The 25,742-nt window shown below is 46.5% G+C and carries 24 protein-coding genes; 2 read left to right on the top strand and 22 right to left on the bottom strand.

Annotated features, from left to right (window positions below; translation table 11 throughout):
* Positions 1–136: 136 nt before the first annotated feature.
* The 12 genes from C1T21_RS06935 to C1T21_RS06880 form a co-directional block, all read right to left on the bottom strand.
* Positions 137–1,144: an HRDC domain-containing protein gene (locus tag C1T21_RS06935; protein ID WP_103047728.1), complete on the bottom strand. Its 1,008-nt coding sequence runs from the start codon at positions 1,142–1,144 to the stop codon at positions 137–139.
* 166 nt (positions 1,145–1,310) lie between these two features.
* Complete coding sequence (locus C1T21_RS06930; RefSeq protein WP_103047727.1) at positions 1,311–2,189, bottom strand: ROK family protein; 879 nt, start codon at positions 2,187–2,189, stop codon at positions 1,311–1,313.
* Between the two features lie 225 nt (positions 2,190–2,414).
* Positions 2,415–3,311 carry a 5'-3' exonuclease gene (locus C1T21_RS06925; RefSeq protein ID WP_013309415.1) on the bottom strand — a complete coding sequence of 299 codons (897 nt, stop codon included), beginning with the start codon at positions 3,309–3,311 and terminating at the stop codon, positions 2,415–2,417.
* Between the two features lie 75 nt (positions 3,312–3,386).
* Complete coding sequence (locus C1T21_RS06920; RefSeq protein ID WP_103047726.1) at positions 3,387–3,749, bottom strand: arsenate reductase family protein; 363 nt, start codon at positions 3,747–3,749, stop codon at positions 3,387–3,389.
* Between the two features lie 43 nt (positions 3,750–3,792).
* Positions 3,793–4,752 carry an RluA family pseudouridine synthase gene (locus C1T21_RS06915; protein ID WP_103047725.1) on the bottom strand — a complete coding sequence of 320 codons (960 nt, stop codon included), beginning with the start codon at positions 4,750–4,752 and terminating at the stop codon, positions 3,793–3,795.
* Positions 4,753–4,773: 21 nt separating this feature from the next.
* Positions 4,774–5,337: a cob(I)yrinic acid a,c-diamide adenosyltransferase gene (locus C1T21_RS06910; RefSeq protein WP_061829140.1), complete on the bottom strand. Its 564-nt coding sequence runs from the start codon at positions 5,335–5,337 to the stop codon at positions 4,774–4,776.
* 18 nt (positions 5,338–5,355) lie between these two features.
* Positions 5,356–5,925, bottom strand: coding sequence for a type 2 periplasmic-binding domain-containing protein (locus C1T21_RS06905; protein ID WP_069291480.1), 570 nt, complete (start codon positions 5,923–5,925; stop codon positions 5,356–5,358).
* 101 nt (positions 5,926–6,026) lie between these two features.
* The gene (locus tag C1T21_RS06900) at positions 6,027–6,233 is read right to left on the bottom strand and encodes an aspartyl-phosphate phosphatase Spo0E family protein (protein ID WP_061829138.1); all 207 of its coding nucleotides are present in this window, start codon (positions 6,231–6,233) and stop codon (positions 6,027–6,029) included.
* A 114-nt stretch (positions 6,234–6,347) separates the two neighbouring features.
* Positions 6,348–7,559, bottom strand: coding sequence for an aminotransferase class I/II-fold pyridoxal phosphate-dependent enzyme (locus C1T21_RS06895; RefSeq protein WP_061829137.1), 1,212 nt, complete (start codon positions 7,557–7,559; stop codon positions 6,348–6,350).
* 12 nt (positions 7,560–7,571) lie between these two features.
* Positions 7,572–8,072, bottom strand: a complete 501-nt coding sequence (locus C1T21_RS06890; RefSeq protein WP_013370105.1) for an Lrp/AsnC family transcriptional regulator — start codon at positions 8,070–8,072, stop codon at positions 7,572–7,574.
* Between the two features lie 142 nt (positions 8,073–8,214).
* Complete coding sequence (locus C1T21_RS06885; RefSeq protein WP_029516490.1) at positions 8,215–8,601, bottom strand: spore coat protein; 387 nt, start codon at positions 8,599–8,601, stop codon at positions 8,215–8,217.
* A 31-nt stretch (positions 8,602–8,632) separates the two neighbouring features.
* Entirely contained in the window at positions 8,633–8,869 is a 237-nt protein-coding gene (locus tag C1T21_RS06880; RefSeq protein ID WP_061829136.1) for a hypothetical protein, read from the bottom strand.
* Positions 8,870–8,982: 113 nt separating this feature from the next.
* Between C1T21_RS06880 and C1T21_RS06875 the strand changes: the two genes are divergently transcribed.
* Positions 8,983–10,221: an NAD(P)/FAD-dependent oxidoreductase gene (locus C1T21_RS06875; protein WP_103047724.1), complete on the top strand. Its 1,239-nt coding sequence runs from the start codon at positions 8,983–8,985 to the stop codon at positions 10,219–10,221.
* A 71-nt stretch (positions 10,222–10,292) separates the two neighbouring features.
* Here C1T21_RS06875 and C1T21_RS06870 read toward each other — a convergent pair whose 3' ends face one another.
* From C1T21_RS06870 to C1T21_RS06855, 4 genes are all read right to left on the bottom strand, one after another.
* Positions 10,293–11,546 carry an MFS transporter gene (locus C1T21_RS06870; protein ID WP_103047723.1) on the bottom strand — a complete coding sequence of 418 codons (1,254 nt, stop codon included), beginning with the start codon at positions 11,544–11,546 and terminating at the stop codon, positions 10,293–10,295.
* 118 nt (positions 11,547–11,664) lie between these two features.
* Positions 11,665–12,372 carry a hypothetical protein gene (locus tag C1T21_RS06865; protein WP_103047722.1) on the bottom strand — a complete coding sequence of 236 codons (708 nt, stop codon included), beginning with the start codon at positions 12,370–12,372 and terminating at the stop codon, positions 11,665–11,667.
* 54 nt (positions 12,373–12,426) lie between these two features.
* A complete protein-coding gene (locus C1T21_RS06860) occupies positions 12,427–12,840 on the bottom strand; it encodes a DUF350 domain-containing protein (RefSeq protein ID WP_103047721.1) in 414 nt (137 codons plus the stop codon).
* Between the two features lie 58 nt (positions 12,841–12,898).
* Complete coding sequence (locus tag C1T21_RS06855) at positions 12,899–15,268, bottom strand: endonuclease MutS2 (RefSeq protein WP_103047720.1); 2,370 nt, start codon at positions 15,266–15,268, stop codon at positions 12,899–12,901.
* A 152-nt stretch (positions 15,269–15,420) separates the two neighbouring features.
* On the opposite strand from C1T21_RS06855, the gene C1T21_RS06850 reads away from it, so the two are divergent.
* Entirely contained in the window at positions 15,421–15,780 is a 360-nt protein-coding gene (locus tag C1T21_RS06850) for a phage holin family protein (RefSeq protein ID WP_023987773.1), read from the top strand.
* A 150-nt stretch (positions 15,781–15,930) separates the two neighbouring features.
* On the opposite strand, the gene C1T21_RS06845 is transcribed toward C1T21_RS06850, so the two are convergent.
* The 6 genes from C1T21_RS06845 to C1T21_RS06825 all read right to left on the bottom strand — a co-directional run bounded on the left by C1T21_RS06845 (position 15,931) and on the right by C1T21_RS06825 (position 25,340).
* Positions 15,931–17,955: a DNA repair protein gene (locus C1T21_RS06845; protein ID WP_103047719.1), complete on the bottom strand. Its 2,025-nt coding sequence runs from the start codon at positions 17,953–17,955 to the stop codon at positions 15,931–15,933.
* Between the two features lie 209 nt (positions 17,956–18,164).
* Positions 18,165–20,612 carry a phenylalanine--tRNA ligase subunit beta gene (gene pheT, locus C1T21_RS06840; RefSeq protein ID WP_103047718.1) on the bottom strand — a complete coding sequence of 816 codons (2,448 nt, stop codon included), beginning with the start codon at positions 20,610–20,612 and terminating at the stop codon, positions 18,165–18,167.
* 28 nt (positions 20,613–20,640) lie between these two features.
* Positions 20,641–21,672, bottom strand: a complete 1,032-nt coding sequence (gene pheS / locus C1T21_RS06835) for a phenylalanine--tRNA ligase subunit alpha (protein WP_269321413.1) — start codon at positions 21,670–21,672, stop codon at positions 20,641–20,643.
* Positions 21,673–21,783: 111 nt separating this feature from the next.
* Complete coding sequence (locus tag C1T21_RS27815) at positions 21,784–21,909, bottom strand: hypothetical protein (RefSeq protein WP_258012388.1); 126 nt, start codon at positions 21,907–21,909, stop codon at positions 21,784–21,786.
* 213 nt (positions 21,910–22,122) lie between these two features.
* On the bottom strand, positions 22,123–23,973 hold the full coding sequence (gene abc-f, locus C1T21_RS06830) for a ribosomal protection-like ABC-F family protein (RefSeq protein ID WP_103047734.1): 1,851 nt from the start codon (positions 23,971–23,973) through the stop codon (positions 22,123–22,125).
* Positions 23,974–24,338: 365 nt separating this feature from the next.
* Complete coding sequence (locus C1T21_RS06825; protein WP_258012389.1) at positions 24,339–25,340, bottom strand: polysaccharide lyase family 1 protein; 1,002 nt, start codon at positions 25,338–25,340, stop codon at positions 24,339–24,341.
* Positions 25,341–25,742: the final 402 nt, after the last annotated feature.

Genomic DNA, 25,742 nt, shown 5'->3' with positions numbered 1-25,742 from the left:
AACTGGCTGCTTAGAACTTGAAAGGTGTTTTGATCCCTGTCTCAGAAACAGGGGGCAGTCCCACTGGCTGCTGCTTTTTTAGTTTGTTGGAACCGAATGTACTTTAATACTTTAACTTTATCCAATCGGTTCTATATTATCCAACATGTCGGTCGGGTACCTCCTGATGGCGAAATCGTATACGGATCAGACGCAGACGCTCATAAATTTGATCCAGTCCTGTTTCCGTCGCTTTTTCTTCCCCATACACTTTCAGCATGATGGGCTTGAGCAGCGTATCCCCCAACTCTTCATAAGCAGACCATATGGCTGCCTGCTCCTCCTCAGATACATTCACCAATTCCTTGCGGATCAGCTTCTCCATATCAATTCCATCCCTATCCAAATGCTCGATAGCTTCAATCATCTCTCTACGATGCAAACCTGTCTTCATTCCGATATGCTCCAGTGAAAGACCGTCAGAAATACCTTCGATAATCGTTCTAGTCAGGCTGAATTTATTCAGCTCCTGCCTGTACTGGTTCTCTTTTTGTTTGTACAGCCATGACAAAAAAACTTCTTCTTCCAGCGTCTCTGTTACCCAGTTCAACGGAAATGGTGTAGTCCGGTCATTTTGTGTCGTAATAGCCAATAGCTCCGTCCCATATTGCGACACCTTACCCTGACCCATACCAGGTAGCTCCAACAATTCTTCTTCGGTATGGGGAAGATAGACGCTAATGAGTCGAAGTAGCCGATTCGTAGCGATAAAATAAGGTGCTTTTCGCTCAGTTGCTGCCTTTTGCCGTCTCCACATCGTCAACTGCTCATACACATCATCACGTGGAAACAAATCACAATAGCAATACAGCTTTTGCAGCGTTTGTCCACGTCCTGATGATCCTTCTTGCTCATGAAAAACGCCATGGATTAAGGGCCTGTAGCCCTCAGCCATCTTGAGCGCCAGCTCATGACGGTATACATGCAGTAATTCCTGCCACAAGCTGCCCTCATACCAAAGGTCGTCCATATTTTCATCCGGGACATGGTTTGTGCTCCAGCCTGCACTCCATCCCCCTTCATGTTGCCCAATCCATACCTGAGCAAAGTCCTCATAGCCCTGTTCATTCCGTTTGGACAAGCGATTTAAAAATACAATCTCCATGATTTCTTCCTCCCTCATATCGTTGAATTACAGTCCCGCACAACACAAAAACGCAAAAAAAAGCACCCATCCTGCGTATTCGCAAGAAAGGTGCTTCCCTTTTTGAGCCGTACTATGCTGTTGCCTATATGATAACCGTACCTTGGAGCGCCGTCAACCATAAATTCTAATGATTCAGCTTTTCCTTTGCCAATGCCAGAGCACCGCACAATCCAGCATTGTCACCCAATCCCGGAGATACGATATATTGCTCAATATCTGTTGTCAGACTCGAATGCTGTACGTATCCGTTCAAAAGTTCTTGTAGCTTGGTACGAATGAGCGGGAACAATTGGTCTTGCTTCATCACTCCCCCGCCCATAATAATTTTTTGCGGTGAAAGGATTAATACATAGCTCATTAAAGCCTGTGCCAGATAGTACGCTTCCATTTCCCAGGCTGGGTGGTCAACAGAAAGCTCATGTCCTTTAACCTTCCATCTTTTTTCGAGCGCAGGACCTGCTGCCAGTCCCTCCAAACAATCTCCGTGATAAGGACATGTCCCCTCATAAGTATCTTCTGGGTGACGACGTACCAGAATATGCCCCATTTCCGGGTGGGATAATCCATGTATCAGCTTTCCACCAACCAAAGCACCCGCCCCGATGCCTGTACCTATCGTAATATACAGACAGTTGTCCAATCCTTTGGCGGCACCCCAAATAGACTCACCAAGTGCTGCTCCATTCACATCCGTGTCAAACCCCATAGGCACATCAAAATGCTCTTTAAGTTTGCCCATCAGATTGTAATTTCCCCAATGCGGCTTTGGCGTTGTTGTAATATAGCCATATGTATCACTGCCTTCGATAGGATCAATCGGCCCGAACGAGCCTACACCCAGCGCTTCAATGCCCTTGCCTTCAAAAAATGCGATGACATTCTCCATAGTTTCTGTTGGGGTGGTCGTTGGAAAGCTCGCACGCTCCAGTACCTCCCCCCGTTCGTTGCCAATTCCACATACAAATTTGGTACCGCCTGCCTCAATTGCTCCCAATACTGTCATAGCTGCTGCTGTCCCCTTTCAATCATAGTCCGGTTCTCTCTCACTATATTCACCTGAAATGTGCCCGAGGTCAATCCCCTTATCGCAATTGTATATAATCCTTCACATGACTATGTAACTCCGTTGACATAACGGTATACAAATAAGGACACTAACGCATCAAGCGTCAGCATCCCTATATAACTTACATTACCTGAATTGTACATACGAAGCCTAGCAGCTTCATTATGATCCGGTTGCGACACCCATCAATGTACACAAGCTTTTCATTTCAAGCTGCTCAAACTTGTCTACAATTTGCACGTGATCCAGCGTCAGCAGACAGCTATCCAAAGCACATGCTACAGGTACACCACAGTGAATTTCAGCAAGTTTGCGTGAAAGATGCAGCATATCCAAATCACTCTCAATTTTTTTGCGGACCGATGGTGTTAATTGATCCAAATTCTCCAGAATACCTTCAATGGAGTCGTATTCCTGCACCAGCTTGAGTGCCGTTTTCTCACCAATACCTCGTACTCCTGGATAATTATCGCTTGCATCCCCCATCAGACCTTTAAGGTCCACCACTTGGCGCGGCTTAAGCCCTTTTTCAGTCAGCAGGGTCTCCGGGGTGTATACCATATAATTGCCGTGCCCTTTTTTCATAATAATGACCCGTGTCCGCTCATCCACCAATTGAAGTAAATCATGATCTCCCGAGAGAATCATTACATCCATGTCCTCATTTTGCGAATAATGGCGTGCAAGCGTACCGATACAATCATCGGCTTCAAAGCCTTCCGCTCCAATGTTGGGAATGCCGAGGCTGTCCGTCACTTCACGAATTAATGTAAATTGGGGAATCAAATCATCTGGTGCGTCGGCTCGGTTTCCCTTATACGCAGCAAAATGTTCCCCACGGAATGTCGTGCCGCCCATGTCCCAGCAGCAAATGACATGTGTAGGATTAAACGTTTGGACTGCATCCCAAAAATATCGAATAAAACCATATATGGCGTTCGTTGGCACCCCAGCTTTTGTACGACGGATATAACCGTTTGCGGCGGTTGCATAATAAGCGCGAAATAGTAGGGCCATGCCGTCAACCAGCATTACGGATTGTTCATTGCGTTGTGTCACAGATTGTATTGCTCCCATTCATCATAATATTTAACCCCCACAGTATAACATATCGTGAGGGGAAATTGGGCGTTACTAAGCTCCCCATGTCCCCTCAAAAGTTTCCTCTTTGAAACCTACCGTTACTTTGTTCCCGTCTGTAACAATCGGACGTTTAATTAATCTTCCATTCGAGGATAAAAGCGAGATTTGCTCTTCACGGCTCATGTCTCCAAGCTTATCTTTCAGCTTTAACTCTTTGTACACCTCGCCGCTCGTATTGAAAAACTTTTTCAGCTCCAGCCCGCTTTTACTAATCAAATCTTCCAATTCCTCCGGGCCGGGCGGTTGTTCAAAAATAGGAATCAGTTCCGTCTCATGTCCCTTGTTTTGCAGCCATTTCACTGCATTACGGCAGGTACTGCATTTAGAATACTGATATACTTTCAGTTGGCTCATCGTTAGAATAACCTCCACTTGGTTTCAATCGCTTATTTATATTTTATTCTGGATGATATTGCGCTCTTAATAGCTCCTGCATTTCAGCCATATCTTCAGGCAGCGGAGCATAGAACTTCAGCCGCTCCCCGGTTACAGGATGCTCCAAGGACAGCTCTGAGGCATGCAGAGCCTGTCGAGGCATCTTGGCATCAAGCTGATCATATCGCTCACGTTGCGCAGCGTCATCGGGTGTAATCCGATACATTTTATCTCCGATCAACGGACAACCGATATAAGTCATATGCACTCGAATTTGGTGCGTACGCCCGGATTCCAACTTTAGCCCAATGCGACTTCCCCCGTTCCACACTTCCTCCAGCTTATACAGCGTAAGGGCAGGATAACCATCCGGGGTCACCATACGTAAATGCGGATCATCCGGGTTGCGGTCAATCGGTCCGTCTACCTTTCCTTCCTGCAGCTCAGGCCGTCCATGCACCAGAGCTGTATAGCGCTTATCCACCGTTCCCGCAATCATTTGCTCAGAAATATGCTGGTGTACATACGGATTTTTGGCTACTACCAGCACACCCGTCGTCTCCTGATCAAGACGATGAACAGGACGAAACCGGAACAACTCTCCCTTGGCCTGCCAATAATGCACAACCCCATTAGCCAGTGTTCCTGTGTAATGACCGTGAGTCGGATGGACAATCATGCCCGCCGCCTTGTTCACCACTAACAGATGTTCATCCTCAAACAATATCTCAAAAGGAATGGGTTCAGGTAAAATATCATCAGAACGCTCGCGCTCCATACGAATTTCTACTCGATCCCCGGACTTCACCTTTACGCTGATGTACACACGTGTCCCGTTCAGCATAATACCTTGCTCGGTCAGCTTGAGTTTGGATATTAACTTTCGAGAAATGTTCATACGTTTTTGTAAAATAGTCTTCAACAGCATGCCCTCCTCCTCAGGAGGGATCGTATATACGATAGGTTCATAATACAAGCTCATCACAAATTCCCGGTTGCCTCCTTATTTGCGGAACACTTTTTTGCTGCGCACATATTCGACATCGGGCACACCCTGACGGACATTCGCTGTACGAGCAACGGCAAAGAAATAATCAGAAAGGCGGTTCAAATACCGACGTACCGCCGGATTAATGTCCGTATGTTTACCTAGTGTTACAGCACGGCGTTCCGCGCGTCGGCAAACCGTACGGCAAACATGAAGCGTTGAGGATAATGTGCTACCACCCGGTATAATAAAACGCTCCACCTTCGGATTTTCCTCCTGACATGCATCAATCCAGCCTTCCAGACGCTCTGCCAGCTCGTCTTTCACCTTATATTTGCTTTCACTAATTTTAACAAACGCCAAATCCGAACCACAATCAAACAGCTCCTGCTGTATTTCTTCCAATTGAGTCCGAATATCCGTAAACTCTTCCCCTTCGGCAAAGCTAATCGCTTGTCCTACAAAGCTGTTCAGCTCGTCAATTGTACCGTATGCCTCCACACGATCATCATCTTTGGACACTCGACCGCCGATCACAGAAGTTTGTCCTTCATCACCTGTTCTGGTATAAATCCCCATTTTATTCTATCTCCTTTATCATTCCGTAAGTGCTTTCAGCACCTTGATGGCTTCTTCCTTATTGCTTGTACGAGGCGGCACGGTAGCAAATAATGTTTTGGAGTTATATTTTAGCTCCTTAAACATCTTCATCTGCTCCACCGGAATTCCGAACAAATGAGTTTCCTTGCTTACATCTGATCCTTCTTCCTCCTGCCCCTTCTTCTTAAATACGCCGCCCTCGAACACGCCCCGAGCGTACGTCTTCTTGTCAAAAGCATCATCTAACGGCAGATTCGAGCCATTCTGTCCATACAGCTTCATGTCTTCTTCCGGCAAAAGAAACAGATCATGCTCCCCGGCCGCATATTCTACAACCAGCTTCTGCTGGTTATACAGCGGACTGACTGAAATCTCAATAGTCGGAGCCTGTTCGCCCAGCTTATCCTTAAGCTTTTGTGCCAGCTCTTCACGGATGACTGAAGCATCCCCTTTATCCATAATAAAAATGGAGAAGCTGTCCTTGTCCCGTCCCCCACATCCAGCCAATAATACAAGTGCAAGCATTCCGATGATCCATGGCGATAGCCTTTTTAGCCCTGCTCTCATATGTACGCCCCCTCTTCCATGCCATTAATATATCATAAGTTGTGAACGCAAAAAAAGAAGGCCCGACGGCCTTCTTCTTACATTTGGCTGACTTCACACGGTTAAACCTTGCATTCCGTACCATACAGCTTCATATATTCATTGATTTTCAAATCGAGCTTGCAACTGATCTGGATAACAAGATCAGAGGTGAAGGACTGCTCTTCCTGAAACGTCCGCATCATCTCATTGCGCAGGAACAAAATTTCATCTTCCAGGGAAATGTCGTATCCTATTGAACTAGACGAATTATATCCAACATATGACATGAGCATTCCTCCTACAATTGAAAAATTGAACTTCCTGCTTCCGATTTCAAATTATAGCATAGAAATTTAGAAATAAAAGACTATTTTTTATGAATTACCCATAAAAAAATAATTTTAACCTTCTTTTCTTACTTTTTCTACAAAATGACCAATCCGATCCAGTGCCTCCGTCAGCTGAGCAACAGAAGTCGCGTATGAGCAACGAAGATAGCCTTCGCCTCCCAAACCGAACACATTACCCGGTACAGCCGCAACTTTAGCCTCTGCCAAAAGACGCTGTGCAAATTCATCTGAGCTGAGTCCCGTGCTTTGAATACTAGGGAAAACGTAAAAAGCACCTCTTGGCTCATGGCACTCCAGGCCGATTTCCCGGAACCCTTCAACCATCAGGCGGCGACGCTGATTATAGGCTTCTACCATACGATCTTTCTCACCCAAACCATTCCGCAAGCCTTCCAGTGCCGCAACTTGCCCCATAGAAGGCGCGCACATTACGGTGTACTGATGGATTTTGAGCATAGCGGCAATCAGATCTGGATGCCCGCATGTATATCCAATACGCCAGCCTGTCATGGCGAAGGCTTTGGAAAAACCACTGACGAGAATCGTACGATCCATCATACCAGGCATAGCGGCAAAACTGACATGCTTCTCTCCATAATTCAATTCAGCATAAATTTCATCAGAAATGACGATCAAATCATGTTTTTCCACGACTTCGGCAATCGGAAGCCAATCTTCATAAGTCATCGTAGCCCCAGTCGGATTGCTCGGATAGCATAAAATCAACACCTTGGATTTAGGTGTAATTTTTGCCTCCAGTGCCTCAGCCGTCAGCTTGAATTCATCCTTAGCAAATGTTTCAATACCTACTGGAATCCCGCCTCCAATCGAAGTGATTGGAGAATATGAAATGTAGCACGGCTCGGGCACGAGAATTTCGTCGCCAGGTACAATTAACGCACGCAAAGCAAGATCAATCGCCTCGCTTCCCCCAACGGTTACGATAATCTCATTTTTGGGATCATAACGGACTTCAAATTGCTCATTCAGATAATCACTAATCGCTTCACGCAGTTCTGGCGTTCCCGCATTAGACGTGTAGCTGGTAAAACCTCGCTCCAATGAATAGACACAGGCTTCCCGCATATGCCAAGGGGTTGTAAAATCCGGTTCGCCTACACCAAGGGTAATAATATCCTTGTTGCCACCCACCAAGTCAAAAAACTTACGAATACCCGAAGATGGGATCTCGCGCACCAACGGGGACAAATAGGAACTCATGGCTTTGTTACTGTCGGTAAATGCTTCTGTTTTGAGATTCATCATGATCTTCCTTTACGGCGAAATCATCAGACGATTATCTTCCTGATGGTCCTCAAAGATAATTCCGTCCTGCTTGTATTTTTTAAGCGTAAAATTAGTCTTGGTAGACAAGACCGAATCAATAGGCGACAGTTTTTCCGACACAAAATTAGCGACCTCACGGAGATTGCGGCCTTCAACCTCTACCAGCAAATCGTATGCTCCGGACATGAGATAGACCGATTTAACTTGCGGATACAAATAAATCCGTTCAGCAATCCCTTCAAAGCCTCTTCCACGCTCGGGTGTAATCTGTACTTCGATCAAAGCGGTAACCTTTTCGTCGTCGACTTTGTCCCAATTGACTACAGCGGCGTATTTGACGATCACATGTTGGTCTTCGAGCTCTTTAATTGAGGTTCGAACATCCTGCTCGTCAACCCCCAGCATAGTAGCCAATAGAGTCGGTGTTCTTCTTGCATCTTCTTTTAACAATTCCAGCACTTTTAATTTCAATTCATTCAGCTCTGTCATTCTACATAGGCCTCCATCGAAAGAGATTACTATACATCATACAATACGCACTTTAAACCTGCAAAGAAAAACCGTCCACTCCGGTAAACCCGGCAGATGGACGGCTGTTATGGGAATCTGCTTCAAAAACGGAAAATCCCGTTTACATATAATAAGGGTTGTTTTGATGAGTAGACTGGCCTTGCTGGTGCATAGATTGACCATATACTCCCGCAGATGCCGACTTTTGCTGAATGAACTGTTGGCATTCTTGTTGGGTCTTGCGAGCTTCTTGAATCTGTTTGTCCAAATCGATGCGCAGTGCTTTAGTCGGAGTGGCATACATATTGTTTTGGCTCATCAGATGATACAAATCACCTTGCAGACGCAATGTATCATTCGTAAGGTCGGTGAACATCTGACGCACAGACGGACAATTGGATTCTGTCGTCGCCGTTGTGTACTCGCGCACTGTACGTTTCATATCAGCAAGAATGGTATAGAGCAAATCTTCTTCGGGCATAAATGACATATTATTTTGTGAATACATTCTGTCAAACCTCCTTTATTGTAAATCCAAATTACTGCTGCGGTTGCATTGGGGCAAGCTGCTGATGCTGTTGAAGAGCATTAGAAAGCAGATTCAAGTGGTGCTCATGAGTTCTTGCCAGTTGCAAACAGGCTTGTTGGATGGCTGGGTGCTGAATAGAAGCCGCTGTCGCCGCACTTTGTTTGAGTAGTAGTTCTTCATTGGAAATGGAGTCCACGATGTACTCCAGCTCTTTACCTGACAAGGGTTGCATGTTCGTAGATTGCATAATTTCTGTGCCTCCTTGAATGTTTTGTTGCACGCTGGTTATCTTGTCCGTTTGGCGAAATACTATGTACACCTAAGAAATACTACATATTACCTTATGAGGAGTGCATTTATATGGAATTGATATGCGGGAATACATATTGGCCCAGTACCTTGGAGAAAATGTTAAATTTCCCGCCTTTGGCAGAGGATTTAAATTGTGATGTATTGATCATCGGTGGCGGGATGGGTGGATCCATCTGCTCCCGACTGTTGGGAGAACGACAGGTAGACGCCGTGGTTATTGACAAACGCAAGCTAGTACATGGAAGTTCTTCGGCCAATACCGGGCTGCTGCAATATAGCAATGATAAGACCTTAACTTCCTTCATCAATACGTTTGGTGAAATGAACGGTGTACTGTTTTACCGTATGTGTAAAGATGCTCTGGATCAGTTGGAAAAACTGTCTACCACGCTGGAAATTGATCCGTCTTTTTCACGCCGAAGTAGCCTGTACTATGCAAGTACATCGGAGGATGTGCAGACACTTCAGGAAGAGTACAAACAGCTAACCCGGTTTGGATTTCCCGTCGAATACTGGGATGATCAACAGATTGCTGCCCGATTTCCTTTCCGAAAACCAGCAGCCTTATATACACGCGAAGATGCCGAGGTTAATCCATTTTTGTTTGCCCAAGGACTGCTGCGATCTGCCAGCCGTCTCGGTGTACGCTTATATGAGCACACGGAAGCCAAGCATTTTGAATTTAACGAAAATGAGGTCGTTTGTCATACCAGCGGTGGGATTATCCGAGCGAAAAAAGTTATTTTTGCAACAGGTTATGAAACACAAGAGATTAAAACAGACCGCGGAGCCGTTCTAGAAAGCTCATATGCTATCGCCACCAATCCAATCGGAGATACACCCTTGTGGCATGAACAGTGTCTCATCTGGGAAACTGCTCGTCCTTATCTATACATGCGCTCCACACCGGAAGGACGCATTATTATTGGTGGTTTAGACGAACCTGTACTGGACGCCAATCAACGTGAAATCAGGCTGCTGCACCAACAGCAAAAGCTGCTACAAACATTACAGGAATTTTTTCCGGGTATATCATTTCAGATCGACTTTGCATGGGCTGCTGTATTCGGCTCCTCTCATGACGGCTTGCCGTATATTGGTCCACATCCGCGTTTTCCCAACTGCTACTTTTTAGAAGGTTACGGGGGAAATGGAGCAGTCACGAGTATGATGGCCGCACAACTTTTGGCTGATGAACTGACGGGCACACACCGACCTGAAATGGAGCTTTATTCTCTGACCCGTACTACCAAGCCCTCGCCCGAAACAACGGAACCGATGGTTTAACATATGGAATACAAAAAGAACCTTCTTTCCCTATAAGCGGGTCTGAAGGTTTTTTTTAAATGTATTTTAAACTATTCGGTTTGCTTGTCCCAGCGTTGTGCGTGGGAATGAGACTTGCTCTGCTTTGTCTTTTGTTCCATTTTCAGCACACTTCGCATAAAAAACCATCCGAGCACTGGCATCAATGCCAGTCCAATCAACAACCAGATCATCGCCGTGGGAGCCTTGCTGATACTTAGGACACCCAAGAAAATGAGTGTTCCGGTCAATCGGCCTACCATTAAGCATAGTTCGCGCAGTACAACCAGTTCCACTCTCTGATTGGCATCTCCTTTACTCGTACCCATTAAATCAAAGCTCGCCGAAATCATGGGAATTAAATACAAGGGCATAAATAAAGCGGTGCCGATCCCCATAATCAGTAGTGTGCTATACTCCATACGCCACAATAACGGTAGAAGCGCGATCACCAACAACACGGCACCCAACAGCATACCCGCCGAACGATAGTGTGGCTTGAGCCATTTTCCGACAGCCCAAAAGCTGAAAAATGAAACCGCCGATGTAATAAGTGAAAACTGCGCCAGCTTCCATTCCTGTTGAGTAGCTACATACACGAGCAGCGTAATCAGGAAGGCAAATACCCCTTCACGGATGCCCTGGGCAACAAGCGATAACGACAACGGACGCCACATACTCCCTTTTTGTGACAATCGCTGCTTGGGCTCCTTCCAATTGTAATTTCCTGTCGGCTTGCGCTTGCGAAGAAAGAAACTAAGCACCACTCCTACGACATAAAAGGCCAAGGAAATACTGAATATCACGCGGTAACCTGCGTCATCCTCCATACGGGCAATAATCCAACCAGACAGCCAAGGACCCACTATACCGGAAAACGAGCCCAGCAGACCCACCCACCCGTTAAAATGATCACGACTTGCCTGATCCGTGACTTCGAAAAAAATCACATTAAACGCCAGCCAGAATAAACCTAATGCTGCACCCAGCAACATCCCGAGCGGCCATATGTAGTTCACAGCCTGCGGTCCCGTATATAACACGATCAGATAAAATAGGCCGGATAATGCGGTCCCCACGCGCAGGGCATTCATTTTATTATGTTCCTTGACCCACTTTCCAGCCACCCAGACCATAATTCCCAGTGCAATTTGTTGACTGACATTAAACCAGCCGATCATCGCGTAATCCTGCTTGCTTTTCCACAAATACACGTTAAGAAATGTGCCTGACAATGCTGCTGCAAACACAAACAATCCATTCAAGCTTAATAGCAGAATGGATTGTCCGTTCAGGTTTGATTTCAATGCAGTTCCCCCTAACCGAAAAATCACCAATCAGCTTATTTCAAGCAGCTTGTTGTTCAAAGATTTCTTCGATTTAAGATGCCCGCATTGAACTTGGGCCTATCCGGGGGATTGCTATTTAATTGTTGGAAATACCGCTGAGCTTCTCCAGCATCCGCAGTCGGTCATTCTCTGACAGTGTCTGCTGTACATGGAAGCAGCTAGGACACACATAAACATTCAAGACGAACGGCAAATCCAGAACAGGCTTGCCAAGCGCTGGAGACATCGACGGTTCAAAGCCTTCTCTGGTTACGGTTTGCGAACCCGCATGCAGCATGTACTCTCCACATTGGGAACATTCAAGAACCTCATCTTGTCTGTCGAGTATTTGTTCAGCGCCTTGTTCATAAGCCATCAGATCCGCACCGCTTTCTTCAAATTTTTGCAAAGTATGCAGCACAGGCAACTTATGAAGCTCATTATCCTGTAACAACGGTGCATCAACCGGTTTTTCAACTACGATTTCATCCTCTGCCTCATATAAAATATCCTGCTCCTCATCATCACCGAGCTGAATACTCAATGTACGATAACCCTTCAGGTCTTCTTTTCCATGTGAGTGGGGCGCAGGGGTTACAGAAGCCACATGATCATGTTTCGTCTCTTCATGTCCATGCTCAACGGCATGTCTATGAACAGGTGGAGAAATAGACTCATCTTCATCATCGGTGATGTCAGAGTACCCTTTCAGATCATTATGGCAATAAGGACACTCTTCCTCAGGCCCTAATTCTTCATCCCAAATAATTTCCATGTTACACCATGGGCAAATAGTCATTTCCAAGCTTTATCATCCTTCCGTTCCAAGCGTATACCAAGCTCTAGTATACAGGATGTGTCAAGTTACACTGGCACCGATCACATAAGATAACGATATTGAAATAATCATGGAGAACAAGCCGACAGCACGGTTATCCTCTTTAATCTGTTCATCGATAGAAAATACCGGTGTCAGAAACTCAAAAAGAAAGTACGCCGCAAGTAGCAGTAAAAAGCCAACGAACGACCAAATCATCGTATCATACACACTGGATTTGGCTTCCATTGCAAAGCGGAGTACGTTGCAAATACCGAACATTTTCCCTCCCGTAGCCATGGCTACCGAAACATTGCCGCGCTTGATCTCTTCCCAGCATTTATAGCGGGTCACCAGCTCAAAACACGACAAAAATACAATTAGCTCCAGCACGGCCACCGAGAAATAACCCAGCATCATCCCCAACGGATGTGACAGCAATTCATCAATCGCCATCTTCACTTCGTCCCTCCCGTTCTACCAAGCGTTCCCGGGCAAAGCCGGCAACCCATTGCTATTCCAATTCAGCAACTGTTACGCCTGTGCCGCCTTCATTGTAATTACCGATACGGTAGCTTTTCACATGTTTATGCTTGCGGAGGTACTCCTGAATACCGGTTCTCAGGACACCCGTACCTTTGCCATGAATAATGTGCACCTGACCTAGATTGGCCAGAAACGCTTCATCCATGAATCGGTCCACTTCCATCAAGGCTTCCTCCACATTCGCCCCCCGAAGATCAAGTTCACTTCGTACGTTATCATCCCGTGTCCGCTTAACGCCAGTCACTGGTTTTTGAACTCTTGGAGTCGTTGCTTGGGCAGGTTGCAGTAGTTCCAGATCATCCAGACTGACTTTCATCTTCATGATCCCCAGTTGAACCACAGCTTCCTTGGTACCGGACAGTTCAACCACGTGGCCTTTTTTATTCAGACTGTGAACGGATACTTCATCACCAGCCATGATAGAACGAGTACGTGTAGCGGCCGGGCGTTTGACGGTACTTTTCTTGCGTTGCTTCGGTTCAGCCTCATCCAGTTCTCTGCGAGCTGCAATCAGCTTATGTTCCTTAACCGAGGCCCCTTCTTCCTGAGCCAATTTACGCAAATCAGTAATGATTTTCTCTGCTTCACTACGAGCCTTATCCACGAGAACTCTTGCTTCGTCCTCAGCTTTTTCCAGCATACGGTCCCGTTGAGACTCCAGCTTATCCAACTCCGTCTGATGACGGCTACGCAATGCTTCCATTTCCTTACGTAGCTGCTCCGCTTTTTCTCGTTCTTGCTCAGCTGTTAAACGGTTCTGCTCCAGTGACGCGATCATGTGCTCGACGCGCTGGTCTTCTTCCGTTACCTCACCACGGGCATAGTCTAAAATACGTCCTGGCAATCCCAATCGTTCAGCAATAGCAAATGCATTACTTCGTCCGGGAACACCGACCAGAAGGCGGTAAGTCGGGCTTAATGTAGCGACATCAAACTCCATGCTTGCATTAATAATTCCTTTACGCTCATAGGCATACGCCTTCAATTCACTATAGTGAGTCGTGGCAACCATACGGCAACCCATGGCATGTATATGCTCCAAAATGGATACAGCTAGAGCCGAGCCTTCCGCGGGATCCGTTCCTGCCCCCACTTCGTCAAGCAATACAAGACTTTTTGGCGTCATATTTTTCAGGATGCTAATGATATTGGTCATGTGACTGGAAAATGTACTCAAGTTTTGCTCAATGCTCTGCTCGTCACCAATATCGGCATAGATTGCATCAAATACACACAGCTGGCTTTCATCCTCAACAGGTACAAACAGTCCAGACATCGCCATCAAACTAAGCAGACCGATGGTTTTCAGAGTAACGGTTTTCCCCCCTGTGTTCGGTCCGGTAACGATAATGGAGGTGTATGAATTGCCCAGCTCCACATCAATGGGAACAACCTGCTCCAACGGAATTAGGGGATGTCTGCCCTTTTTCAGCTTCAAGTACCCGCGGTCATTCATTAAAGGCAAGGTTGCCTTCATTTCACGGGCGAGACGCGCTTTTGCAAAAATAAAATCAAGATTGCCCAATATGTCCACATCATACAACAACATATCTGCTTGTTCTGCGACAAGTGCGGTTAGCTTCTGTAAAATGACTTCAATTTCACGCTCTTCTCTCAGCCTTGTTTCCCTCAGCTTATTGTTCATGGCTACGATGGATTCAGGCTCGATAAACAATGTTGCACCAGACCCGGATTGATCATGAACAATTCCGCCAAAATAAGAACGGTATTCGGCCTTAACCGGGATCACAAACCGATCTCCACGAATCGTTATCAACTGATCTTGAAGCATTTTGGAGACAGTTGAGGAACGAATCATGGAATCCAGCTTTTCACGAATACGCACTTCTCCCGAGCGCAGCTCCCGACGGATTTGAGAAAGCTCTGTGCTGGCAGAATCCAGCACCTCTGCATTTTCATCAATACAGCCTTTAATGGAGTTTTCTAAACCTCTCTGCTCCGAAAGCTGCTCACTCCAATACAGCAATGTTTCGACAGGATTTTCCTCATGCAAACTTGCCACGTATACCTGTATACGGCGTGCGGCCTGAACTGTTGTCCGAATGCCAAGCAACTCCTGCGGGCTTAACGTTCCGCCAATACGGGCACGCTTCACCGCCGGAGTGATATCCACTACTCCGTTAAATGAAGGCACCCCTTTGAGTCGATCAGCAGCATAGGCCTCATCCGTGCCTTTCAGCATTTTCTTGATATACTCCAAATCATCGCTGGGCTGTAGTCGAAGGGCTGTCTGTTGTCCCGTTGCCGTTTGGGCATAGTGACTTAGTTTATTTAGAATTTTTTGATATTCAAGGGTTTTAAAAATTTTAGAGTCCAACTTCACTACTCCTTTCACATATATATATATTATACCGAAAGCAGCAAACTTACGCTATTTGCCAACTCTGTTTTACACATAAGAAAGCTCTTCATGCCACACACTAACCTTTGTCTAACCCTGTAAATTCAAAAAACAAAGGAGGTTATTCCGTGAGCATTCTCGGGCACATTGTACGTTTCATCGTTGCCGCTCTGGTGCTGATGGTCGTAAGCTGGATCGTTCCCGGATTTAGTGTAGGCGGCTTTTGGAGCGCGCTGATTCTTGCCATTGTCATTGCCTTGGTTGGTTATATCATCGAGGCAGTGTTCGGCCGACGTGTTTCTCCATTTGGACGCGGTATCGTAGGTTTTCTTGTGAGCGCTCTGGTGATCTGGATCGCTCAATATGTGGTGACCAATGTCAGTGTTTCCGTTCTGGGCGCATTGCTCGCTGCATTGGTTATCGGGATTATCGACCTGTTTATTCCGGTATCGACACCGTTTGAAGCCGGTCGCAAAGACGGGAAATAATTTCAATAGACACTCCCGACAAAACTGTCCCGAAGCAGATTTCGTCTGCCAAAGGACAGCTTTTTGTCATATAACTTCTGAGTGGATACAATAAGCAAACAATCCCCGGCGATGAGCAGCCGGGGATTGCCTTACATTTTTAATCCGTATCTACTGATCCTGTTCGATAAGTTCAATCCATTCATTGTACTCCGTTTGAAGCTTAGTGTATTCTTCCTGTAATTGACGTAATTCTGTAGAAATCTTCTCCGTATTTTCCCGATCTACGTCCTGTTGTACTTGTAACAGTCGAAGCTGATGCGCCGCCATTTCATATTTTTGACCCACTTCGTCCAATTCAGACTGCAAGGCCATTCGTTCCTGCTCTATGGACTGCTGTTCAGCTTTCGCTGTTTTTGCAGCTTCAACCGCCAAACGAGTCTCCTCCTGAAGCTGTTCCTTTTGTTCAACGGTTACGGCTATTTCCCGTTCCCAAGATGCAAATTCTTCCTTACGGGCAGCATCTTCAGCTTCCAGACGTTCCGCTTCTGCCTTCAACTGATCGTATTTAAGTTGCCACTCTAGAGATTCTTCCTCAGCACGTTCCAGTTTACTCCGCCGTTCGTGATCTTCCTGTTGAAGCTGCTTAATATTCTGCTCCAGCTGTCCAGCTCGGCTCTTCATGCTTCCATATTGCTCCTGAAGCGATTGATACGCCTTAGCTCCCTCTTGCTCTCGGACTTTCGCTTTCTCAAGCTCATCCTGAACGCGAATCAGCTCAGGTGAAAGCTCCTTGATTCTCGCTTCGAGTTGAACTAGCCGTTGCTGTTGTGAAGCAAATTTATCATTAATAGCTTCGAGCTCAGCCGTTGCGTGCTGTAATTGCTCCTGTATCGCTTCCTTCTGTTCACGTGCTTCCAGCAGGGAGAGCTCCAGCTCATCAACTGCCAACTGGCGTTCTTCTGCAAGTTTCTTCCATGACTTCTCGCTTTCAGCTAGCGTAGCCAACTCACTTTGCAGCTTGCGAGAAGATACGTGAGCTTGCTCCAGCAGCTTCTGCATCCGCCGCTGTTCTTCCTCCAGCTTAGCCGTCTGCTGCTGCGTAGCCTTAGCTTCAGCTTCTAATTGATCATATCGGCTTTGCAGTTCTTCACGCACAAGCGTATCTGCCTGCTCTCGCTCTATCGCAGCCTGTCGCTGTGTTTCCAGCACAGACTCCAGCTCGGACTGTTGTTGCTTCAGTACTCTTGCTTGTTCTTGAGCCTCTCCCAGACGAGAAGCAAGCTCTGTACTGCCTGCCTGTACTTGTTCTAATTGTTCCTGAAGCTCCTCAACCCGAATCTCCTGCTCCAGTGCAGCTTCATCAGCTCGTTTCTGCGCTTCCTGATGCTGGAGCTTTTCTTCATTCAACGCCAATTCAGCCTGTTTACGTTCCTGCTCCAGCTGCTCATTCAGCCCGGAGCACTTGGTCTGCCATTCGCTTACTTTCTTACTATGCTCTTGCTGCAAAGCAGATCGCAGCTTGTCCAGTTCTGTACGCTTTTGCTCCTGATGAGTCTTCTCTGCAGCTGACAGCTTGGTTTCAGCCTGTTTAGCCGCTTCAGCTACTTCCTTCTTCATCTGCTCTTCTATTTGCCGGATACGGGCATTAGCCGCCTCCTGCTGCTCTTTCAGCTTGCGAGAAGCTTCTTGACGAGACTCCTCCAATTCACGTTTAGCTTGTTTTTGTCCATTTTCAAGTTCAGCCGCTTTTTTCTCCTGCTGTTCCAGCTTTGTCTTCAATTGGGCAATCTCTTTGGCTGATACAGATTCGGTTTCCATCAGCTTCTTCTGCGTTGCTTCCTTTTCTTCCTTTAGTTGAACAAGAGATTGATGAAGATCTGTATTTTTTTGCTGCTGTTCCCCTAGAGCCGTCTGGAGTTGCGCCAGATCTCCTCGGAGCTCTGCTCGTTCCGCTGCTAAGCGGTTCATATGACTCTGAATTTCCTGGATTTGTACAGCTTCTTCTGCCATATGAACCGCAGCCAGCACGGCAATTCGGGGCATATCCAGACGCGAATGAGCTTGAGAAATGCTGTGCATGCGCTCATCCACGTAATTGGCAACCTGCTTCATATAATCGGTATTGCTGCCGACGAGTTTATAAGAAGTACCGTAGATCTCTACAGTGACGCGAGTACGATCTGGTGTAGTCACAATTATGCCCTCCTTCAATACTACTGTATGTTGATTCTAAGGTGTGTCCGGTACTATGGTAACCCGCCTTCCGTGAAGCGTTCAACCTTATTAGTCCGGCTTCCCCGCAGCGGGTAAATATCAGAGTAAGAGAGCTTCTATGATGATAGGCCAAAAAGCCGTATCGAACCTCTGTCACTAAGATTCGATACGGCTTCCCGCATTTCCTGCTACTTTCTCAATTCCGCTCCAAAAGTTTGTTCCAGAGACGTAACGACAGGAGTATGGGCCGCATTGATCTCTTCATCCGTCAACGTATGTTCCCAATGACGATAGGTCAGAGAGATAGCTACGCTCTTCTTATCTTCACCAAGCTTACTGCCTGTAAATACATCAAATACTCGGGCATCCTGCAACAGCTCTCCGCCTGCAGCGTGAATAACACGAAGCAGTTCACCTGCCTCAACGTCTTTATTTACCACGAGGGCAATGTCACGTTCCACGGATGGGAAGCGAGCCAGCTCTCTGAACTGAATATGAGAGTTGGCGTGTTCAACGACCTGTTGCAACGCGATTTCTGCTACATACGTATCGTTCAGCCCATAAGATTGTTGAAGCTCCGGATGAATCTGCCCAATGGTACCGATCCGTTGAGAGTTTCCATTCACATCCAGCCATACCGAAGCGGAACGGCCCGGATGGTAGCTTTGTGGTTGGTCAGCCACATAACGAATGCTGGCACTCAATCCGAAATAGTCAAACACCGTTTCAAGCGCGCCTTTAATATCAAAGAAATCAACCTTTTCAGCACCAATATTCCATTGTTTTTCACGGCGTACCCCAGTCAGCAGTAGACTAAGCACTTGAATTTCCTGCGGCTGACGGGTTAATGTTTGTTCCTCTGTATAAAATACCGTTCCCATCTCAAAAATCGCCAGATTGTCTTGCTTGCGATTCATGTTGTACACCGCTGTATCCAGCATCTGTGGAATGATACTCGTACGCAAAACACTACGATCTTCGCTCATAGGCATAGCCAAACGTACCGGATGGCTACCTTCTGTCAGGGCATTAAATAACCCCGTACTTTGCGGATGTACAAAAGAGTAACTGATCGTCTCCTGCCAACCACCATGAGCCAGCAATCTGCGCAGGGAGCGGCGCAATGATTGCGATGCTGTCAAAGCTCCCGGAGTTGTAGGACCTTCAATCGGCGTGGTCGGGATATTGTCGTAACCATACAGACGAGCTACCTCTTCGATTAAGTCCACGTCAATAGTAATATCTCCACGGCGTGTAGGAACTTGAACTTCCAGTACCCCTTGCTCTGCGTCGCCACATCCGAAATGAAGTCTACCGAAAATCGTTTTCACCTCAAGCAGCGACAGTTCGGTTCCCAAATATCGGTTTATTTTATCTAGCGACAGCTTGATAATGCGATTTTCAGCTTTTGCAGACGCTGATTCTACGATGCCCTGGTGTACAGTGCCTCCCGCATAACGCTGAATCAGCGCAGCTGCACGATTCACAGCAGGCACAACAGCTCCTGGATCAATCTCTTTTTCAAAACGCAGACTTGCTTCTGAACGCAGTCCAAGTTGACGAGACGTTTTGCGAACTGTACCGCCGTCAAACTTCGCAGATTCCAGCGCAATGCTGACCGTCGCATCCGTAACCTCGGAGTTGGCTCCACCCATCACGCCTGCCAATGCAATGGGTTTCACACCGTCTGTAATCAGCAGCATATGCGGCTCCAGCTTACGCTCCTGATCGTCAAGTGTAATCAATGTTTCGCCTGCACGAGCGAGTCGAACTTCAATATTTCCATTTTCCAGCTTATCCGCATCAAAAGCATGCAATGGCTGACCGTATTCCAGCATGACGTAGTTCGTAATATCTACGATGTTGTTGATCGGACGAACACCTGCCGCCATCAGACGGTTTTGAATCCATAACGGGGAAGCCCCTACTTTTACACCTGTGATATAACGGGCCGCGTAGTGCGTACACAGTTCAGGAGTATCTACCTTCACAGACAGATGATCTGCCGCTGCATCGCTAATTTCCACCAGATCCTTAGCCGGGTCAGCCAGCGAAATGTCACGTCCCAGAATCGCACTCACTTCATATGCTGCTCCGTGCATGCTCAGGCAATCCGAACGGTTGGGTGTCAGATCAAAATCCAGCACCTGATCATCCAGCGCCAACAGCTTCGTAATTGGCATACCAATTTCAGCATCCTCAGGCAGCACCAAAATACCTTCTTGCAATTCCTTTGGAAGCAGCTTGTCATTCATGCCTAGTTCTTTGGCCGAGCAGATCATGCCCATGGATACAACACCACGTAGCTTGGCCTTTTTAATGTGGAAATCTCCCGGCAACTTTGCACCTACAACTGCAACAGGAACCTTTTGACCTGCATCCACGTTTTTAGCACCACACACGATTTGCAGATCTTCCTCTTGACCTGCATCGACAATACATACATTCAGCTTATCAGCATCTGGATGCTTTTCCTTGCTTTTAACATAGCCGACAACGACACCAGTAATTCCTTGATTGCGCTGCTCGACCTCATCAATTTCTATGCCCGAACGGGTGATTTTCTCTGCTAGATCCTCCGCGCTTACCTGATCCAGCGATACATAATCGGACAGCCACTCGAATGATACTTTCATATGGGTTCACTTCCCTTGATATAGTTGTTTATTGACGCGCAAACTGTTTCAGGAACGACAGGTCACTGTTATAAAAATGGCGAATATCGTCGATACCGTATTTCAATATAGCAATCCGCTCTACACCCATACCGAATGCAAAGCCGCTGTACACCTCGGGATCAAAACCGCCCATCTCCAGCACTTTCGGATGGACCATACCACAGCCTAAAATTTCAATCCATACACGCTCGCCATTTTTCTTCACAAAAGTCACGTCTACTTCAGCGCTCGGCTCTGTGAACGGAAAGAAGCTTGGACGTAAACGGATTTCGGTCGATTCTCCGAACATTTCGCGTGCAAATTGAAGTAAGGTTCCTTTCAAATCACTCATACGAATGTCTTTTCCAATGACAAGCCCTTCAATTTGGTGGAATTGAAAAGAATGCGTTGCATCGTCATCATCACGTCGGAATACCGTACCCGGACAGATAACCTTAATAGGCGTTTCGCCCTTCATCGCTTCCATTGCACGAATCTGAACCGGTGACGTATGGGTACGCATCAACAGATCCTCGGTCAGGTAAAATGAATCCTGCATATCCCGTGCTGGGTGATTTTTAGGCAGGTTCAATGCTTCGAAGTTATAATAATCCGTCTCTGCCTGTGGACCTTCAGCCACTCGATAGCCCATACCTGTAAAAATATCCTCGATTTGCTCAATCACTTTGTTGAGCGGGTGCAGTCCACCTTGCGGCAACGCGCGTCCAGGCAGCGTAACGTCGATCTTTTCCGCTTGCAAACGCTCATTCGTTTCTGCTTTCGTGAACTCGTCCTGCTTACGGTTAACGACTTCTTCAATCGCCTCGCGCACCTCATTGGCTACCTGTCCAACAACCGGACGCTCTTCCGCGCTCAGCTTGCCCATACCGCGCAAGATTTCAGTCAATGCGCCCTTTTTCCCCGAATATTTGACCCGTAAATCAGCCAGCTCCTTGGGTGTTGCCACCTTCTCCAATACTTCCAGTGCTTCTTCCTTCAAGGCCAGCAAATGTTCCTTCATTTGGATGGTTTCGCTCATCGCCTGTTCAGTCCCCTTTCTTCATATCCAGCTTTTCAGACAACAAAAAAAGGTCTTTTCTCCCGGTAAGGGACGAAAAGACCGTGGTACCACCCTCGTTAGACAATAAGCTCAGCTCACCCGGCGTTCTGCCTTACGGCAACTAGTTACAGGTGATTGTTCATGCTGTGCATCATCGTCTCGCTCTGCACGTTGTAACGGTCGTGAACCGGTATCCCCTACTTGCACATTCGCCATTTACATGGCGCCTGAGGTTCAAGGAACTGCTCCGGAGCGAACTTCAACAGCCCAGTATTTGCAGAAACGCTCTCAATCCTACGGCGCTTCCTCCCTGTTCAATCGGACACTGTCTACTCTTCTCCATCAAGACATTTTCAAAAATTCGAACTATTGTTCATTATTATATGCAAACTACCGCGCTTTGGCAAGCAGGGCATACGTTTCATTCCTTTAGATATCGAGATCATCCAACCGCTCCAGATTTGCACGAATGCGCCTAATTTCGCTCAACAACTTCTCATTTTCGTCATTCGTGCCCGTCATTCCCATCAACTCTGTAAGACGCAATTGTAATCGAAGCCGTTCCTCACGCCGCTCCTGGTCTTCTGGCTCCCGTTGACGGCTCCGCTCATCTTCTTGCTTTTCGTCGGCTGTTCCCTCATAGATTTCATATCCGCCCCCCGGCTTCATATCAAGTAACCGAGTTGCCGTGCACCTCACCAGCTCCCGATCATGTGAGACGAGCACCAGGGCTCCATCATAGTTACGCAAAGAATCCTCTACAATTTCACGGGTTTCAATGTCAAAATAATTCGTCGGTTCATCCAGCACCAGCAGATTGGCTCCACTAAAGTACAGACGCAGAAAAGCTACCCTGCATTTTTCTCCCATACTGAGTGTCCCGATCTTTTTAAACACGTCCTCTTTCGCAAAAAGAAAGCAGCCCAACACCGTTCTCGCTTCTGTTTGCGTCATCGTCGGGAGCGCAAGCAGACTGTCTAGCAACGTTTGATCCTCTGGGAGCTGCTCCAGCTCCTGTGAAAAATATCCGATGTTCAACTGTGGGTTGGCTGTGATTTTTCCTGTCTGCGGCTCCAGTTGACCTGTTAATAACCGAAGCAGCGTGGTTTTACCAATTCCATTGGGTCCCCGAACAGCCAGACGGTCTCCACGTGCAACGATCAGATTTAGATTTTTCACAATGATACGGTCGTCGTAGCTAAAGTCAACCTGCTCAGCACGCAGCAAATATTTTGCCTGAAACCCGCTGTCACTTAATTTCATGTGCAAAGACGCAGCCTCACGCGGTTGCTCTACTCTATTGGCCTCCAGTCGCTCCAGTTCCTTCTCCTTCGCATGATAACGGGAAATATTTTTTTTAGCTTTGGCCTTATAAAAGCTCTGCGTGACGGCCATCTCAACCTTGGATGCGCCACGATGTGCCTGATGAAACCATTCCCTGTAATTTCGAATCGTTTCCTCCAGCGCCTGTTTCGCGAGCTCCTGCTTCCGATAGCTGGCTTCCTGCTCTCGCAGTTCTCGCTCCTTTTGCGCTTTATATTCCTTATAGCCGCCTTTATAGCGCCCAATACCTGTCGAAGTGAGCTCAACTATACTCGTAGCCACCCGATCCAAAAAGGCTCTGTCATGCGATACAAACAGCAGTGTTCCCGGATACGTGGACAGCCACTGCTCCAGCCAAAGCAAGCTTTCGGCATCCAAATGATTGGTCGGCTCATCCAGCACCAGCAGCTTCGGCTGCCTGACCATGAGTCCGGCTAATCGCACTCTCGTCTTCTGTCCGCCACTAAGGTCACCATAAGCAATGGACCACGTCTGAACAGGCATTCCCATTCGAGTGAGCGCCTTTTCCACCTCAGACTCCCAGGCAAAGCCTTGCAGGCGTTCGTATTCATCCATCAGTTCGCCGTAACGCTCCAGATGATGCTCCATATCCTCCCCAGCATCGGCTAGGTCAGCTTCCAGCTGTCCCAACGCTTGCTTGAGACGCCAATGACGAGGGCTGGCCTGCTGTGCGGCCTCCAGTGCGGTTCGAGACCAAGCCACCGTATCCTGCTGCTTCAGCCAGCCCCGCTCTTCCAGTGGCAAATCATGCTCTACTTGACCAGAGGTTGGCGCTTCATCCCCCAGCAATATTCGCAATAGTGTCGTTTTACCTGCTCCATTTCTTCCAAACAGTGCGAGCCGTTCTCCTTCCATCACATCCAACGACACATTCTCAAATAAAGATGTCCCGCTCCAATCCTTGACTACATTGCGAATACGCAAAATCGTTCTCATACCGATCATCCTTTCCCAGTCCGGTTTTTTGATCCCGGAAGCAATAAAAAAAGCCGCAGAAGGCTGCGGCTTGCATACAAGGAATATAGAATGACTGTTATGAATCGTTTCAGAACATACGCTTATGAAAAATAACACCGTAAACGAATAAGCCAAATCCCGTTTCGGAATAAACGCATACATCCCTACATTCATTTTCAGACACACTTCTCCCGTTGCAGCTTACAGCCGCCTGCCAGTAACTGTGCAGTTAAGTGGGAAAATCAGTGTGCTTACTTCATCGGACGTATGGTTACCTTCCTTTTCATGGGATACTTACTTGCAGTCAGTATAGCAGATCACAACACATTTGCAAATAACCCGCGTTATTTTCCAAATACCAAAGTTGTATTGGACGAACCTGCATATTTCGTTACAAACTCTTTAGTATATTCAGGAGTCTGAACCTGATAGCTATAGTTTTTGCTTGGATTCCAGCTGGTTACACGCGATTTTTGGTTGTTGATGGCGGGAAAACTCCCCACATCTTTAAACTCGCCATTGGCTTTATCATCAAGAATACCGCCCTTTTCACTACCTTTTCCAAAGTAGTTGTACTCAGAATAGATTCTTGCATTCGTAGCAATGGTGTAAGCAAGCTGGAAATTATTAATATAATTATTTTTAACATGGAAATATCCATATCTCATAAGTCCTGGGCCACGTACAAGTAAGTTTTCAAAGTAATTATTGGCGATCGTGATATGGGGCATGCCATCATAATTTTTATTACCATCATCAGGGTATCCCAAAATGAGACCATATTTATGATTAGCAAATTTGGAGTTACTAATGGTTACATAATCAGCCGATTGACCTATGTACAAAAGTTTGTCCAGATCCGAGCCATTCGCATTATAATTGTGACCTGCAAATGTAACATGATCAATCCAATAATTTGTACCTGCAGTGAGATAAAGTTGGATGTCATCGTTACCATTAATGTTGGCACTGTGCTCAAAAGTTAAATTTTGAAAGATCACATTTCCTGAATTATTCGTTGTTTTCAAATGAATGTTAACCAGCTTGTTTTGAGCATAAGAACCAATGAGTGATTTGTTGGAACCAATGTTGACCACGGTTTTAGAGGAGGCAGAAATATTTTTTTCGATTACCAGAATTTTAGGAGTTGAATCCCCTAACTGGTTTTTCAAATCGTTTAGATTATTGATATAGATGATCTGACCGCCTTTTCCCCCCGTTGTGGCAGGCTTAGTAGCTCCATTTTCACTTTTAGCTTGTCCGGCAAAACCAGTCATTCCATTCGTCGACGTATTTGGAAAATCAGCAGCGGCGAACGTAGAACTTGCTGAAAAAGTAAACAGCATCAAAGTTAATGCTAAAAACAGAAAAGAAATTTTCCTCATTGCAGCTACACCATCCCTTTTTAAGTTAAATCCCGACAATGCGACTATACTTATTTTTTAGTAATTGGTAAATAGTTCTTTTTATCTGTTTATTTATAGCATTTAAGCTAAATATTTTATATTTTATTTTTGTGCAGCAATGTAAAAATAGTTCGTAAGAACGCAAAAAGCCGCGATACCCCCGTCGGCACCCCAGCTATAATGTATTTATCTAGCTCCAAACAAAACAAAAAACCTTGTGTCACAAGGGTTCCGAACTTCTTAAAACAGTAAGCGGGTGATGGGAATCGAACCCACGCTATCAGCTTGGAAGGCTGATTTGCGACATATTCATATGGCTTCTTGATTACTCAAATGGCTGCG

The sequence above is a fragment of the Paenibacillus sp. F4 genome (genome assembly GCF_002894905.1).
Taxonomy (GTDB): domain Bacteria; phylum Bacillota; class Bacilli; order Paenibacillales; family Paenibacillaceae; genus Paenibacillus; species Paenibacillus polymyxa_B.
Note: the sequence above shows the minus strand (reverse complement) of the source record. Positions and strands in the feature narration are given on the sequence as shown.